Genomic DNA, 14,974 nt, shown 5'->3' with positions numbered 1-14,974 from the left:
GAACGCACCAGGTCACCCCGCGTGACCTGGAGGTTCCGCCCGGGGGTCGAACGCGCGTCGGCATGGGACAATGAAGTACGTGCGTTTTCCCCCCGGCTGAGATGCCCGGGGGCCAACTCCGAACGACTGGGATGTTCAGCACGTGCGTTTCCTCAATGACCTGAAGCCGCCGTACGACCTCACGTACGACGATGTGTTCATGGTGCCTAGCCGCTCGGCCGTGGGCTCCCGCCAGGGCGTCGACCTCACCACCCCCGACGGCACCGGGACCACCATCCCGCTGGTCGTGGCCAACATGACCGCCATCGCCGGCCGCCGCATGGCGGAGACCGTCGCCCGCCGCGGTGGGCTGGTCGTGATTCCCCAGGACATCCCGATCGAGGTCGTCACCGACGTGATCTCCTGGGTGAAGAGCCGCCATCACGTGCTCGACACCCCGATCGTGCTCGACGCCCACCAGACCGTCGCCGACGCGCTGTCGCTGCTGCCCAAGCGCGCGCACAACGCCGGCGTCGTCGTCGACGCGGACCAGCGCCCCATCGGCGTCGTCACCGACGAGGACCTCTCCGGTGTGGACCGCTTCACGCAGCTGTCCGAGGTCATGTCCAAGGACGAGCTGCTGCTGCTCGACGCGGACATCGACCCGCGCGAGGCGTTCAACGTCCTCGACCACCGCAACCGCCGCTACGCCCCGGCCGTGGACGCGGAGGGCCGCCTCGCCGGCATCCTGACCCGCAAGGGCGCGCTGCGCGCCACGCTGTACACGCCGGCCGTCGACGCGAACGGCAAGCTCCGCGTCGCCGCGGCCGTCGGCATCAACGGCGACGTCGCGGGCAAGGCCAAGCAGCTCCTCGACGCGGGTGTCGACACCCTCGTCGTGGACACCGCGCACGGTCACCAGGAGTCGATGATCGCCGCCGTCAGGGCCGTCCGCGGCCTCGACCCGCAGGTCCCGATCGTCGCCGGCAACATCGTCGCCGCCGAGGGCGTGCGCGACCTCATCGAGGCCGGCGCGGACATCATCAAGGTCGGTGTGGGCCCCGGCGCCATGTGCACCACCCGGATGATGACCGGCGTGGGCCGCCCGCAGTTCTCCGCCGTCCTGGAGTGCGCCGCCGAGGCGAAGAAGTACGGCAAGCACGTGTGGGCCGACGGTGGCGTCCGCCACCCCCGCGACGTCGCGATGGCCCTCGCCGCCGGCGCGTCGAACGTGATGATCGGCTCCTGGTTCGCCGGTACGTACGAGTCCCCGGGCGACCTCCAGCAGGACGCCGGCGGCCGTCTGTACAAGGAGTCGTTCGGCATGGCGTCCAAGCGCGCCGTCCGCAACCGCACCAGCGAGGAGTCCGCGTACGACCGCGCCCGCAAGGCGGTCTTCGAGGAGGGCATCTCGCACTCGCGGATGTTCCTCGACCCGTCCCGCCCGGGCGTCGAGGACCTGATCGACTCGATCATCGCGGGCGTCCGCTCCTCCTGCACCTACGCGGGTGCCGCCTCGCTGGAGGAGTTCGCGGAGAAGGCCGTCGTCGGCGTCCAGAGCGCCGCCGGCTACGCCGAGGGCAAGCCGCTGCACGCCAGCTGGAGCTGACCCCCGCGCGCCGGTCCGCCCCGGCAGCGCCGAGGAGCCGTCCCCGCCGCGCGCGGGGGCGGCTCCCGTGTGTGCGGCCCCCGGGAGGGCGGCAGGGCGCTGGGCAGTGGCCGGAAGACGTCCCCGCCGGGTGTGCCCGGCCCGATCGGGGGTAGGCGCGCTTCCGGCAACGTCGACACGAAGGGAGGGCACAGTGTCCATGGCGACCACGACCCCGACGGAAGCGGCACCGGCGGCTCCCCTGCCCCGGATCCCGGACCCCACGGAGGTCGCGCCCCGGGACGCCAAGGAACTCTCGAAGCTGTTCTTCGCACGCCTCGCCGTCCTGGAGGAGGGCACCGAGGAGCACCAGTACGTGCGCAACACGCTCATCGAGCTGAACCTGTCCCTCGTGAAGTACGCGGCCACCCGCTTCCGCAGCCGCTCGGACCAGATGGAGGACATCGTCCAGGTCGGCACCATCGGCCTCATCAAGGCCATCGACCGGTTCGAGCTGAGCCGCCAGGTCGAGTTCGCCTCGTTCGCCATGCCGTGCGTCATCGGCGAGATCAAGCGCTTCTTCCGCGACACGAGTTGGTCGGTGCACGTGCCCCGGCGCCTGCAGGAGATGCGCATCGACCTCGCCCGCGCCACCGACGAGCTCTTCCAGCGGCTGGACCGCTCACCGACCGCCGGCGAGCTGGCCGAGCACCTCGGGGTCGACGAGGACGAGGTCGTCGAGGGCCTCGTCGCGGCCAACGGGTACTCGGCGGCCTCGCTCGACATGCCGCTCGACGACTCCGGGGAGCCCGCGTCGGCCACCCTCGCCGACCTCCTCGGCGAGGAGGACCGCGCCATGCGGCTGACCGAGGACCTCCAGGCCCTCAAGCCGATGGTCGAGGAGCTCGACGACCGCGACCGGGCCATCCTGCACATGCGGTTCGTGGAGGAGATGACCCAGGCGCAGATCGGGGAGCGGCTCGGCGTCTCGCAGATGCACGTCAGTCGTCTGCTCTCGCGGATGACGACCCGGATGCGGGAGCGGATGCTGAGCGAGGGCTGAGGCCCGGCGCGCCCGCGCCGCCCGCCCGCCCGTCCCGCGCGTCGGAGGGCGCTGCCCGGTCCCGCGCGTCGGAGGCCCCCTCCGACCGGTCGGCGTCCGGCTCCCACCACACGGCCCGCACCGTCTTCCCCGTGGGGCCCGGCCGCACGTCGACCTCGTCGACCAGGCGCAGCACCAGAGGCCAGCCGAACCCGCCGCCGCCGCCGAAGTCCGGCCGCCGCACCTCCGGTGGGACGGGGCTCGCGTCGTCCAGCTCCAGGGTGAGCCGCCGCCCCTGGACGAGCAGCCGCAGCCGCCACCGCCCGTCGGTGTGGCGCAGCGCGTTCGCGAGGAGTTCGGTCACGACGAGACGGACGGCCGCGAGGTCCGCCCACGGGCAGCGGTCGGCCACGAAGCCGGTCACGACGTCGCGGACCTCACCGCTGTCGGCGGTGCGTGAGTCCAGTACAAGCACGGTGCCTCCTTCCCGGCTCCGCGTACCCGTTCCGCGCGGTGTTCACCACCGTGTGGCGAGGACTCACCACTGTGACCAAAGCGTCACCGACACGTCCGCGCGAATCGCCGGGACCGCCCCGCCGGGTAGCCTTCGGCGGCGGGCTCACCCGGTGGCGTCGTCGTCGCGGCGCCGCACGGTCAGCGCGACCGTGTCGTCGGAGTGCAGGATCACCGTGTGCATCTCCTTGGCGATGGCGACCGGCACCTGCTCGATCGGCAGGCCCCGGTGGCGCCGCGCGGCGTCCGTGAGGCGGCGCTCGCCCTCCCGGGGGTCGCGGCGGCTCTCGGTCAGCCCGTCGGTGTACAGCACGAGCACGTCGCCCGGGTCGAGGCGGTCCTCGACCACCGTCTCGCTGCCGGGCAGGGGGAAGCCGACCCCCCGCCCCGAGGCCTCCAGGAACCGGGTGCCGCCGTCGCGGCGCACCAGCAGCGCCGGGGGATGGCTGCCGTTCGCCAGTCGCAGCCCGCCCGTCTCCGGGTCGATCCGCACCACCTGCACCGTCGCCATCAGCTCCTGGTCGAAGTCGGCGAGCGCCTCCGCGGCGCGGGCGACCAGCGTGCGCAGCTCGTGGCCCTCCAGGGCCAGCGTGCGGACCGCGTGGGTGACGTTGAGGGCGCTGCGGGTACTGGTCAGCCCGTGCCCGAGGGCGTCCACGATGGTGATGTGGACCGTGCCGTCGGGGAGCCGGAACCAGTCGTACAGGTCGCCGCCGGTGGGCGCGTGGCTCTCGGCCGGCTCGTAGCGGACGGCCATCTCCAGGCCGGGCGCCCGCACCGGCGGGGGCCGCAGGGCGTCCTCCAACTGCCGCAGCATCCGGCCGTGCGCCTTGCGGAGCTGCTCGTCGCGCTCCTCCAACTGCACGTACAGGGCGAGCACGCCGCTGTTGGTCTCGGACAGCTCGTCCTTCAGCCGCCGGTGCTCGCGCGCCAGCGCGTCCAGCCGCTCCACGAGGGCGGCCGCCTCCTCCTCCAGCAGCGCGACCGGGTCGGGCGGGGCGGCCTCGGACGGCCCGGCCGGGGCGGCGGCGGCGTCGGCGGACGCGGGGAGGGGCACGGTCCAGGCCGCCCCGGCGGGTGGTTCGTCCCGCGCGGGGAGGGGCAGCCCGGTCAGCGGGGGAGGGGCGTCCGCGCCGGGCAGCCGCAGGCGCACCGTCAGGGACGCCGGCTGCGCGCCCGGCGGCGGCAGGACCTCCAGGGACACGGGCCGGCCGGCCGCCAGCTCACCCGCGGCGAGCCGGCTCGCCGACAGCACGAGCCGGGAGCGGAGGTCCGGCTCCACCCCGGCCCGGTGCGCCAGCCGGCGCAGGGTGGTGCGCAGTTCGTCCAGTGAGTGGTGCGTGGTGGTGCACGGGGATCTCATGGTCTTCTCCGGACGGGGCCCACGGCCAGTACGGTGACGTCGTCCCGGACGGCGCGGTGGTGGTGGGCGAGGACGACGGCGAGCAGGGGGGCGGGCAGGGCGGTGAGCCCGGGGAGCGGCTGCCTGGCCCAGTCGCCCTCGACGCCGTCGCTGTGCATCAGCAGCGTGCCGCCGTCCGCGTCCGGCAGCCGGTGCGCCGTCGGCGCGGGCATGTTCCAGCCGACCACGCCGGGCTGCGCGCCGAAGCGGTGGCGCACGCCGTCGTGGCCGACCACGCAGGCGCGGACGTTCCCGACGGCGCAGTGCTCCACGGCGTCGTCCGCCGTCCGCCGCAGCAGCCCCACGGCGGCGCCCCGGGTGCTGCGCAGCGCCGCGTGCACCGCACGCATCAGCTGGGGCAGCGGCAGGCCGGGGGAGCCCCGGAAGGCGTCCACGGCGCGGTCGGCGGCCTCGGCGGCGGCCGGGCCGTGGCCCAGGCCGTCGGCGACGAGCGCCGTCACCGTCCCGCCGTCGGGCGACGTGTCCAGCGCCCACGCGTCGCCGCAGGAGGTCTCGCCCTCGGCGGGCAGCCGCACCGACCCGGCGTCGGGCGGGGGCGCGGCCCGGCCCTCGGGTGGTTCCCCGGGTGCTTCCCCGGTCCCCTCCGCTTCGTCCGCGCCTCCCGCGCGGGGGCTCAACCGCGCGCAGGCCGCCGCGCCCCGGCCCGGTACGGACCGCAGCAGGAAGTGGTCGGCCAGGCCGCGTACGGACCGCAGGTCGCCGGGGGCGGGGCCGCCCGGCCAGGGGGCGGCCCCGCCCCCGGCGGACACGCCCGGGCCGAGGCCGTCCATGCCGAGGCCGCCCGCGGGGGCCGCGCCGGACGGCCGGTGGGTGTCCCGCGGCTGCGGGCCGGAGCCGACGGCGAGGATGTCCAGCCCCGGGCGCAGGGCCGGCGGCTGTATGTACACGGCGCCGCTCAGCTGCTGGGCGGCGAGGGCGCGCGCCAGCGCGCCGGCGCACTCGGCGGCGCGGTCGGCGAGGGCCGCGGGCAGCCCGGCGGCGGCCGCCGCCCGCCGGGCGACCGCGGCCGCGATCCCCGCCGCCCCGTCGTCCTGGACGCCGATCCGGGTGGTGAGCGCCGTCACCGGTCGTTCCACCGGGTGGCCACCACCGTGGTGCCCTGTCCCGGGGCGGTGCGGATCTGGAAGTCGTGCACGAGCCGCCGGGCGCCACCGAGGCCGTGGCCGAGCCCGCTGCCGGTGGTGTAGCCGTCCTGGAGGGCCGTCTCCACGTCCGGAATGCCCGGCCCCTCGTCCCGTACGGTCAGCCGCAGGCCCCGCCGGCCGCCGGGGGACAGCAGCCGCAGCTCCAGCGTCCCGCCGCCGCCGTGCACGTAGGCGTTGCGGGCCAGCTCGCTCGCGGCGGTGACGACGCGGGTCTGGTCGACGATGCCGAACCCGGCCTGGACCGTGGCGGCCCGTACGGCATGACGGACCGTCAGCAGGTCCTCCTCGGACCGCACGTCGTGGCGGTAGTACAGCTCCTCGCCGTCGGCCGCCGCCAGGTCCTCCGCGTCCGGTGCGAGCCCCGCGGGGTCCTCCACCGGCGAACGGGGCCGGCCCACCAGGGTGTCCGCCGCCAGGGCGTCCCCTCCCCGCGTCATGGGCGGCCCTCCCCGAGCGGTTGCGGCATCCGCTGCCAGCCGAGCGCGGTCAGCCCCTGCTCGGCGTTGAGCGCCGTCTCGACGCCGGTCAGCTGCAGGCCCAGCTCGACCAGGGTGATCGCGACGGCCGGCCGCATGCCCGCCACGATGACGCGCGCGCCGAGCAGCCGCGACATGGTCGTCAGCTCCATGAGGGTGCGGGCGACGAAGGAGTCGATGATCTCCAGGCGGGAGATGTCGATGAGCACGCCGCGGGCGCCGTCCGCCGCGATGCGCTCGGTGAGCTCGGCGGTGAACGCCAGCGCTGACGTGTCGTCCAGCTCGTTCAGCAGCCCGGTGACGAGCACGTCGCCGAGCCGCAGGATCGGTACGCCCGTGGCGCGAGGGGGCGTCACTCGGTCACCGGCCGGGGGATGGCACCCGGGTCGACGGAGGGCTGGTCGGTGAGGCGGACGGCGGCGGCCAGCGCGTCGGCCAGCGTGGCCCGGGTGAGGATCGTGGACAGGTCGATCCCCAGCTGCGCGATGGTCTGCGCGATGGGGGGCCGGATCCCGCTGATGACGCAGTCGGCGCCCATCAGCCGAACCGCGTTCACCGTGTGCATCAGGTGCTGGGCGACCGCCGTGTCGACGGCCGGCACACCCGTGATGTCGATGATCGCCACTTGGGCCTCGTTGTCCTCGATGGCCTGCAGGAGGCTCTCCATGACCACCTGGGTGCGCGCGGTGTCCAGCGTCCCGATGAGCGGGACCGCCAGCACGTGCCGCCACAGGCGCACCACCGGCGTGGAGATCTCCAGCAGCTGGCGGCTCTGCCGCTGGATGATCTCCTCGCGGCCCTCCACGTACGTCTCGAAGGAGAGGACGCCCGCCGCGTCGAGCAGCCGGTTGATGAGGATGGCGGCGGAGAACAGCTCGGCGGAGTCACGCGTGGTGTGCTGGACCGCCGTGAGCAGCGCCTCCTTGAGCGACAGCACGGCGAGCGAGGTGGCGGTCGGCGACACGCCGGCGCGGGCGCGGCGCAGCGACAGCTCTATGACGGTGCGTCGCAGGTCGTTCCGCGTGGTCACGAGCCGCTCCACGGGGACGTCGCTGGCCAGTCCGGCGGCGAGCGCGGAGATGAGCAGGTCGGCCTCCTCGCGGACCTCGTGCTCGCTCATGTCCGTACTGAGCACGGCCTGTTCCAGCTGGAGCCGGACCCAGCGGTCCGCGATCTCCTCCTCGCGGTCGCGCAGCGCCTCGCACAGCCGGTCCCGCACACTCGATTCGCTGAAGTTCACACGCACCTCTCGCACCTGACGGGAGACGACCCCGCCCGGCGCCGCGCACGCGACCGGCGCCCGCGGAACTCGGCCGGGGTCCCCTACACCTTCGTACAACGCAGTCGGACATCGTAGGGTTCGCCGGTGGCGGGTGCACACGCGCGCGGTCCGTCCCGTCACAGTCGTTCCGGATGCGCCCCTACCCCCTCGCGGTCGTCCCATGCCCGCCTGTCCGCGAGGTGCCGGACGGGGGTTCCCACCGTCGTCCGGGGCCCCCGCGGCCGTCGTACGGGTGTCCGTACCGCGTCGCCCGGGCTGCCCGCGCCCGGCGCCCCGCGTGGCGTGCAGGGGCGAGCCCGGGTGCCCGCGTCCGCGCCCTCCTAGGCGGTCCGGGTCGCCGCGCGCCCCGCGAGGAGGCCGTGCGTCCGTACCGCGTCCGCGACGGCGGCGGCGACCCGGGCGTGGCCGGCGTCGTTCGGGTGGAGGCCGTCCGCCAGGTGCTCCGGGGTCAGTACCGGGAGCCCCGGCAGGAGCGCCAGCCGCCGGTCCCCTTCGGCCCGCAGGTCGCGCACGGCCTCCTCCATGGCCGCGCGCAGGTCGGCCAGGGTCGCGCCCAGGGCGTTGGCCGTCGACTCGGCGTCCGGGCGCAGCAGCGGGGAGAGCACCAGCAGCGGCGTGTCGGGGTGGCCCCGCCGGACCAGTGCCAGGAACGCCCGCGTCACCTCGTACATCAGCGGCGCCGACGTCGGCACCGGCTGCCAGCAGTTCGTGCCCCAGGCGAGCGTCAGCAGCGAGGCGGGCAGCGTGGCCAGCTGCTGGGCGACGGGCAGCTCGCCCCGCGCCGAACCCGCGTACCCGAGGTTCACCGGGTCCAGCCGCAGCGCGCGCCCGGCGACCGCCGGCCAGGCGTGCGCGGGACGGGTTGCCCACCAGCCCTCGGTGATCGAGTCGCCGTGCACCACCCAGCGCGGCCGCGGCGGCGCCGGACGCACCTCGCCGCCGACCGCCCGCACCCCCAGCACCACGGGGGCCTGGCTCTCCGGCGGGTGCACGGTGTACGCGCCACCGTCCACCCGGTCCGCCGGCAGCGGCAGCCTCACCACGGCCTCCCCGTCGGCCGGCTCCCCGCACGTCTCGGTGAGGCAGCGCCCCTCCCGCCACAGCGCGAAGGAGTGGGCGACCTCACGCAGCCGCTCGCCCGGCTCGGGCACCCGCGCCCGGTAGCGCAGCTCCACGGCCCGCGTCCCCGGCGCGGCGGTGAACTCCAGCCGCACCCCGATCGGCAGCGCCGCCCGCTCGGAGACGTCCCACGGCAGCACGCCCAGCGACGCGGGGTCGGCCCGCACCGCGCGGGGGCCGTCCAGCCACGCCGTACCCCGCAGGAAGGGCAGCGGATCAAGCCACTCCCCACCGCTCTCCGACGCCGTCATCGGCGACCTCCCCTCACCCCTGCGACCTGCCCGTGTCCTGCCCTCGAATGCCCCGATGTGTCGATTCATGCGGCACCGCGCAATGTTTCCCCGTCCGTGCCCGAAGTGCGCAATGATCGATCGGTACTGCGCAACAACCCTGCATTACACAAGCGAACCTCCGCCTCGTAGGCTCGGGGCCCGTACCTGGAGTGGCGGTGACCGCCTGCTCGGCGGTTCCCCCTCCCCTGGGTCCCTCGTGGGCTGTCTCCCCGCTGCCCGCGCGCCGCCGTCGGTCCCGCCGTACCCCCGACCGCAGCGATGAAGGAGCCCCGCAGTGCTCGATCACGGCGCAGCCCCACCGGCCACCGAGCCCTCCGCACCGAAGCCCGCCGGAGCGTCCCGGTTCTCCGCCCTCGGCCGTCGCAAGCCGGTGGAAGACCTGGTCGCGGAGGGTGGCCAGGGCGAGGGCGGCTCGCTCCGCCGCTCGCTGTCCATGTGGCAGCTCACCATGATCAGTATCGGTGCCACGCTCGGTACGGGAATCTTCGTCGTCCTCGGCGAGGCCGTGCCTGTCGCCGGACCCGCCGTCACGATCGCGTTCCTCATAGCCGGTCTCACGGCGCTGTTCTCGGCGCTCTCCTACGCCGAGCTGGCCGGCACCATCCCGGTCGCCGGCTCCTCCTACTCGTACACGTACGCAACGATGGGCGAACTCGTCGCCTGGGTGTGCGGCTGGTGCCTCATCCTCGAGTACGGCGTGTCCGTCGCCGCCGTGGCCGTGGGCTGGGGCGACTACCTCAACGAGTTCCTCAACGGCACCATCGGCGTCACCATCCCCGAGGCCCTCTCCACCGCGCCCGCCGAGGGCGGCATCGTCGACTTCCCGGCGCTCCTCGTCGTCATGCTCGCCATGGTGTTCCTGCTCGCCGGCGCCCGCGAGTCCGCCCGCGTCAACACCGTCATGGTCATCGTCAAGATCGCCGCCCTGGCGCTGTTCATCGCCGTCGGCTTCATGGGTTTCAAGTCCGGCAACTACGCCGACTTCATGCCGCTCGGCATCACGGGCGTCACCGGCGCCGGAGCGATGCTGTTCTTCTCGTACATCGGCTTCGACGCCGCCTCCACCGCCGGTGAGGAGGCCAAGGACCCCAAGCGCGACCTGCCGCGCGCGATCATGCTGTCGCTGCTGATCGTCACCGCGCTGTACGTGCTGGTCGCCGGTGTCGCCGTCGGCGCCTGGAACTGGACGAAGTTCGAGGGCTCCGAGGCATCCCTCGCCGCGATCATGAACGACGTCACCGGGCAGACGTTCTTCGGCACCCTGCTCGCCCTCGGCGCGGTCATCTCCATCGCGAGCGTCGTCCTCGCCGTGCTGTACGGCCAGACCCGCATCCTCTTCGCCATGTCCCGCGACGGCCTGGTGCCCAAGGCCTTCGGCAAGGTCGACAAGAAGACCGGCACCCCGCGCAACGGCACGATCATCGTCTCCGTGTTCTGCGCGCTGCTGGCCGGCGTCATCCCGCTCGGGGAGCTGGTCGACGCCACCAGCATCGGTACGCTCTTCGCGTTCGCCCTGGTCAACGTCGCCGTCGTGATCCTCCGCCACACGCGCCCCGACATGGAGCGCAGTTTCAAGGTGCCCTTCGGCTGGCTGTTCCCGGCGCTCGGCTTCGGCTTCTGCGTGTTCAACATGACGCGGCTCGGCCTGTCGACATGGATCGCCTTCGGTGTCTGGATGGCCGCGGGCCTCGTGTTCTACTTCCTGTACGGCATGCGCCGCTCCCGATTGGCCACTGCAGAGAAGTGATCCACCCCCCGTGCGACTGAACGACCTCGACGAACGCATCGTCCACGCCCTGGCCGAGGACGCCCGCCGCAGCTACGCCGACATCGGCTCGCTCGTCGGCCTCTCCGCGCCGGCCGTGAAACGGCGCGTGGACCGGCTGCGGGCCGAAGGCGCCATCACCGGCTTCACGGTCCGCGTGGACCCGGCGGCGCTCGGCTGGGAGACCGAGGGCTTCATCGAGATCTACGCACGGGGCAACACCTCGCCCGAGACCATCCAGCGCGGTCTCGAGCGCTACCCGGAAGTCGCGTCCGCGTCCACCGTCACGGGGGAGGCGGACGCGATCGTCCAGGTCTTCGCCTCCGACATGCGCCACTTCGAGCGCGTGCTGGAGCGCATCGCCGGCGAGCCCTTCGTCGAGCGCACCAAGTCGGTGCTGGTGCTCTCCCCGCTCCTGCGCCGGTTCTCCTCCGGTTCCCCGGCCTGACGGCGCCTCCGGGCTTCCGGGCCCCGCCCCCGGGGCAGGCGCCTGTCGGCCCGGCAAGGCAGGCGCCTGGGGCCCGGGCGAGGCAGGCGCCGGCCCGGCGGGGCAGGCGCCTGGGGCTCCCGGAGCAAGCGCCTCCCGGCCCGCGAGGCAGACGCCCGCGGCTCCGCGGCGGCCACCCGCGCGGCCCCGCCGCCACGGCGGGGCGCGCCGCGCAACGAATCACCGGTGAGCGGCCGGATCACGCAACGCTTCGGCGGTCGGTCCGCAACGCTCACGCCTTGTCCGGCGAGAAGTCCGGACCGTACCTTTCTTGGGTAATCCCCCCGATCACCGCACCCCGCGAGGTCCGCCCATGCCGCCGCTGCGCACCGCCCTGCTCCAGAGCTCCGGACAGCTCGGTGACGTGGCCGCCAACCTCAAGATCCTCGACGGCGCCGCCGCCCGCGCCGCGGCCGCCGGCGCGGGCCTGCTCGTGGCCCCCGAGATGTTCCTGACCGGGTACGCGATCGGCGAGGGGCTGCACCGGCTGGCCGAGGCCGCCGACGGGGACGCCGCGGACGCGGTCGCCGAGATCGCCGGGCGGCACGGCGTCGCCCTGGCCTACGGCTACCCGGAGCGCGACGGCGAGACCGTGTACAACGCCGCCCAGCTCATCGGCCCCGACGGCGCCCGCCTCGCGAACTACCGCAAGACCCACCTCTTCGGCGACTTCGAGCAGCAGTGGTTCACGCCCGGTGACCGCGCCGTCGTCCAGGCCGAGCTGGCCGGGGTCCGTGTCGGCCTCATGATCTGCTACGACGTGGAGTTCCCGGAGAACGTCCGGGCCCACGCCCTGGCCGGGACCGACCTCCTCCTCGTCCCGACGGCGCTGATGCACCCGGCGCAGGTCGTCGCCCGGTCCGTGGTCCCCGTGCGGGCCTTCGAGAGCCAGCTGTACATCGCCTACGCCAACCGCACCGGCCCCGAGGGCGACTTCGAGTTCGTCGGCATGTCCGCCCTGGCCGGCCCCGACGGCTCCGCCCGGGCCCGCGCCGGCCTCGGCGAGGAACTCGTCACCGGTGACGTCGACCCCGAGCTGCTCAGCCGGTCGCGCGGCGAGAACCCGTACCTGCGGGACCGCCGCCCCGGCCTCTACACCTCCCTCGTCTGAGCCTCCCCCGGCCGGCGCCCCACCCCGCTCCCCCCGCCTCTTCTCCACCCGTGCAAGGAGTCCGTACCCCATGACGTCCACGGTGCCCACCGCCGTCCAGCACACCGACGCGCAGCCGCCCATCACCATGTTCGGCCCGGACTTCCCGTACGCGTACGACGACTTCCTCGCCCACCCGGCCGGCCTCGGTCAGATACCGGCGACCGAGCACGGCACGGAGGTGGCGGTCATCGGCGGCGGCCTGTCCGGCGTCGTCGCCGCGTACGAGCTGATGAAGATGGGCCTGAAGCCGGTCGTGTACGAGGCCGACCAGCTCGGCGGCCGGCTGCGGACGGTCGGTTTCGACGGCTGCGACCCCGAGCTGAACTGCGAGCTCGGCGCGATGCGCTTCCCGCCCTCCTCCACGGCCCTCCAGCACTACATCGACCTGGTCGGGCTGGAGACCAGGCCGTTCCCCAACCCGCTCGCCGAGTCGACCCCCTCCACCGTCGTGGACCTCAAGGGCGAGTCGCACTACGCGGAGACCATCGCCGACCTGCCGCAGGTCTACCGGGACGTCGCCCAGGCGTGGAACGCCTGCCTGGAGGAGGGCGCCGACTTCTCCGACATGAACCGCGCCATGCGCGAGCGCGACGTGCCGCGCATCCGCGAGATCTGGGGCAAGCTCGTCGAGAAGCTCGACAACCAGACCTTCTACGGCTTCCTCTGCGAGTCCGAGGCGTTCAAGTCCTTCCGGCACCGCGAGATCTTCGGCCAGGTCGGCTTCGGCACCGGCGGCTGGGACACCGACTTCCCCAACTCCATCCTGGAGATCCTCCGCGTCGTCTACACCGAGGCCGACGACTACCACCGCGGCATCGTCGGCGGCAGCCAGCAGCTCCCGCTGCGGCTGTGGGAGCGCGAACCGGAGAAGATCGTCCACTGGCCGCTCGGCACCTCGCTGAGCTCGCTGCACGGCGGCGACCCGAAGCCGGCCGTGACCCGGCTGCACCGCACCGCCGGCAACCGGATCACGGTCACCGACGCGAACGGCGACATCCGCACCTACCGCGCCGCGATCTTCACCGCGCAGTCCTGGATGCTGCTGTCGAAGATCGAGTGCGACGACTCACTCTTCCCGATCGACCACTGGACGGCGATCGAGCGCACGCACTACATGGAGTCGTCGAAGCTGTTCGTCCCCGTGGACCGGCCGTTCTGGCTGGACAAGGACGAGGAGACCGGCCGGGACGTCATGTCGATGACGCTCACCGACCGGATGACCCGCGGCACGTACCTGCTGGACAACGGCCCGGACAAGCCGGCCGTCATCTGCCTGTCGTACACGTGGTGCGACGACAGCCTGAAATGGCTGCCGCTCTCCGCGAACGAGCGGATGGAGGTCATGCTGAAGTCGCTCGGCGAGATCTATCCGAAGGTCGACATCCGCAAGCACATCATCGGCAACCCGGTGACCGTGTCGTGGGAGAACGAGCCCTACTTCATGGGCGCCTTCAAGGCGAACCTGCCCGGTCACTACCGCTACCAGCGGCGCCTGTACACCCACTTCATGCAGGACCGGCTGCCGGAGGACAAGCGGGGCATCTTCCTCGCCGGCGACGACATCTCCTGGACGGCCGGCTGGGCCGAGGGCGCCGTGCAGACCGCGCTCAACGCCGTCTGGGGCGTCATGCACCACCTCGGTGGCGGGACCGACCCGTCCAACCCCGGCCCGGGCGACGTCTACGACGAGATCGCCCCGGTGGAGCTGCCGGAGGACTGAGGGCGCGGGGGAGCGCCGTCCCCCGGGCCGGGCCCGCGCGCCACGACGCCGCGCGGCCCGGCCCCGGGCGTTTTGGCCCCGGGCCCGACCCGGGGGGTTCCGGCTCCGGGCGTTCCGGCCTGGGGGGCCTCGGTCCGGGGTTTCCCGATCCCGTGCGGCGCGATCCCGTATGGCCCGGCCCCGTGCGACCCGATCCCGTGCGACCTGGCCCCGCAGAACCCGATCCCGCGGGTCCCGGTACTCCCCAGCGGCGTCAGCAGCATCCGTCCCACCAGCCCCACCGAGCGGTCCAGGCGTTCGGCGAACCCCTCGGCCAGCTCCACCCCCCACGGCCCCGGCACCCGGCGCAGCTGCCACAGCGAGCGGGCCGCGAGCCACGCCCCGTCCCGGGCCCGCTCCAGACTCCAGCACCCCAGCAGGTGCGTCATCGGGTCCGCGACCTCCAGGAGGTCCGGGCCCGGCATCAACTCCTCGCGTACGCGCTCCTCCAGCAGGACGAGCACCTCGCCCACCCGCTCGAAGTCGGCCTCCAGGCGGGCCGGTTCGCAGTCGAGGTCGCGGCAGGTGTCCACCACCGCCAGCGCGAGGTCGTGGCCGATGTGCGCGTTGACGCCGGCCAGCGCGAACTGCAGCGGCCGCACGCCCGGGTGGCGCCGGTACGCGAAGAGCGGCCGCCAGCACGCCGGGGGCCGCCCGCCCGCCGCCGCCGCGTCGACCGCCGCCACGTACCGCTCGGCGAACCGGACGGCGAGCGTGGCGGCGCCGTCGTGGTCCCGGAAGGCTCCCGCCCCGGCGAGGCGCCCGATCTCCTGGGTGACCCTCAGGTAGACGTCGTTGAAGACGCGGACCCCGTCGCCCGCCGGCCACAGGGACCGGAAGTCCCGCATCCGGTCGGCCACCGCCCGTACCCCGGGCGGCTCGGCGCCGGCGCCCGGGGTGTACTCGTCGATCTGCCCCATGCGGGCAGCGTCCCAGCCTCCGGGGCCGGG

13 protein-coding genes and 1 pseudogene are annotated in these 14,974 nt (G+C 74.0%); 6 read left to right on the top strand and 8 right to left on the bottom strand.

Annotated features, from left to right (window positions below; all coding sequences use genetic code 11):
* Window positions 1-142 precede the first annotated feature (142 nt).
* On the top strand, window positions 143-1,588 hold the full coding sequence (locus tag LPA54_RS08315) for a GuaB1 family IMP dehydrogenase-related protein (protein ID WP_228975331.1): 1,446 nt from the start codon (window positions 143-145) through the stop codon (window positions 1,586-1,588).
* A gap of 199 nt (window positions 1,589-1,787) precedes the next feature.
* Entirely contained in the window at window positions 1,788-2,630 is an 843-nt protein-coding gene (locus LPA54_RS08310; RefSeq protein WP_228975329.1) for an RNA polymerase sigma factor SigF, read from the top strand.
* Here the strand turns inward: LPA54_RS08310 and LPA54_RS08305 are convergent.
* From LPA54_RS08305 to LPA54_RS08275, 7 genes are all read right to left on the bottom strand, one after another.
* Window positions 2,569-3,084: an ATP-binding protein gene (locus tag LPA54_RS08305; protein WP_228975328.1), complete on the bottom strand. Its 516-nt coding sequence runs from the start codon at window positions 3,082-3,084 to the stop codon at window positions 2,569-2,571. The two genes, LPA54_RS08310 and LPA54_RS08305, sit on opposite strands and share 62 nt — an antisense overlap.
* Before the next feature lie 144 nt (window positions 3,085-3,228).
* The gene (locus LPA54_RS08300; protein WP_228975327.1) at window positions 3,229-4,485 is read right to left on the bottom strand and encodes a PP2C family protein-serine/threonine phosphatase; all 1,257 of its coding nucleotides are present in this window, start codon (window positions 4,483-4,485) and stop codon (window positions 3,229-3,231) included.
* Window positions 4,482-5,621: a SpoIIE family protein phosphatase gene (locus LPA54_RS08295; RefSeq protein WP_228975326.1), complete on the bottom strand. Its 1,140-nt coding sequence runs from the start codon at window positions 5,619-5,621 to the stop codon at window positions 4,482-4,484. Before LPA54_RS08295 ends, LPA54_RS08300 begins: the two co-directional genes overlap by 4 nt.
* On the bottom strand, window positions 5,606-6,127 hold the full coding sequence (locus LPA54_RS08290) for an anti-sigma regulatory factor (protein WP_228975324.1): 522 nt from the start codon (window positions 6,125-6,127) through the stop codon (window positions 5,606-5,608). Before LPA54_RS08290 ends, LPA54_RS08295 begins: the two co-directional genes overlap by 16 nt.
* Entirely contained in the window at window positions 6,124-6,522 is a 399-nt protein-coding gene (locus LPA54_RS08285; protein WP_228975321.1) for an STAS domain-containing protein, read from the bottom strand. The genes LPA54_RS08290 and LPA54_RS08285 overlap by 4 nt, the downstream gene beginning before the upstream one ends.
* Window positions 6,519-7,406: an STAS domain-containing protein gene (locus tag LPA54_RS08280; protein ID WP_228975318.1), complete on the bottom strand. Its 888-nt coding sequence runs from the start codon at window positions 7,404-7,406 to the stop codon at window positions 6,519-6,521. Before LPA54_RS08280 ends, LPA54_RS08285 begins: the two co-directional genes overlap by 4 nt.
* A gap of 362 nt (window positions 7,407-7,768) precedes the next feature.
* Window positions 7,769-8,818 carry a GDSL-type esterase/lipase family protein gene (locus LPA54_RS08275; protein WP_228975317.1) on the bottom strand — a complete coding sequence of 350 codons (1,050 nt, stop codon included), beginning with the start codon at window positions 8,816-8,818 and terminating at the stop codon, window positions 7,769-7,771.
* A gap of 316 nt (window positions 8,819-9,134) precedes the next feature.
* Between LPA54_RS08275 and LPA54_RS08270 the strand changes: the two genes are divergently transcribed.
* The 4 genes from LPA54_RS08270 (at window position 9,135) to LPA54_RS08255 (ending at window position 13,985) form a co-directional block, all read left to right on the top strand.
* Complete coding sequence (locus tag LPA54_RS08270) at window positions 9,135-10,607, top strand: amino acid permease (RefSeq protein WP_228975315.1); 1,473 nt, start codon at window positions 9,135-9,137, stop codon at window positions 10,605-10,607.
* Between the two features lie 10 nt (window positions 10,608-10,617).
* Window positions 10,618-11,073: an Lrp/AsnC family transcriptional regulator gene (locus LPA54_RS08265; protein WP_168440253.1), complete on the top strand. Its 456-nt coding sequence runs from the start codon at window positions 10,618-10,620 to the stop codon at window positions 11,071-11,073.
* A gap of 352 nt (window positions 11,074-11,425) precedes the next feature.
* Window positions 11,426-12,223: a carbon-nitrogen hydrolase family protein gene (locus LPA54_RS08260; protein ID WP_228975313.1), complete on the top strand. Its 798-nt coding sequence runs from the start codon at window positions 11,426-11,428 to the stop codon at window positions 12,221-12,223.
* A 70-nt stretch (window positions 12,224-12,293) separates the two neighbouring features.
* On the top strand, window positions 12,294-13,985 hold the full coding sequence (locus tag LPA54_RS08255) for an NAD(P)/FAD-dependent oxidoreductase (protein ID WP_228975312.1): 1,692 nt from the start codon (window positions 12,294-12,296) through the stop codon (window positions 13,983-13,985).
* Window positions 13,986-14,230: 245 nt separating this feature from the next.
* On the opposite strand, the pseudogene LPA54_RS08250 reads toward LPA54_RS08255, so the two are convergent.
* Window positions 14,231-14,944: pseudogene (locus LPA54_RS08250) on the bottom strand (DUF5995 family protein); the annotation flags it as partial.
* Window positions 14,945-14,974: the final 30 nt, after the last annotated feature.

The organism is Streptomyces sp. DH12, assembly GCF_020873895.1.
Taxonomy (GTDB): domain Bacteria; phylum Actinomycetota; class Actinomycetes; order Streptomycetales; family Streptomycetaceae; genus Streptomyces.
This window is presented reverse-complemented; position numbering and strand designations above follow the sequence as displayed.

Excerpts from the sequence above, each read along its gene's own strand:
- LPA54_RS08310 (WP_228975329.1), top strand. The coding sequence starts at position 1,788 with ATGGCGACCACGACCCCGACGGAAGCGGCACCGGCGGCTCCCCTGCCC.
- LPA54_RS08300 (WP_228975327.1), bottom strand. The coding sequence starts at position 4,485 with ATGAGATCCCCGTGCACCACCACGCACCACTCACTGGACGAACTGCGC.
- LPA54_RS08290 (WP_228975324.1), bottom strand. The coding sequence starts at position 6,127 with ATGACGCGGGGAGGGGACGCCCTGGCGGCGGACACCCTGGTGGGCCGG.
- LPA54_RS08275 (WP_228975317.1), bottom strand. The coding sequence starts at position 8,818 with ATGACGGCGTCGGAGAGCGGTGGGGAGTGGCTTGATCCGCTGCCCTTC.
- LPA54_RS08260 (WP_228975313.1), top strand. The coding sequence starts at position 11,426 with ATGCCGCCGCTGCGCACCGCCCTGCTCCAGAGCTCCGGACAGCTCGGT.
- LPA54_RS08255 (WP_228975312.1), top strand. The coding sequence starts at position 12,294 with ATGACGTCCACGGTGCCCACCGCCGTCCAGCACACCGACGCGCAGCCG.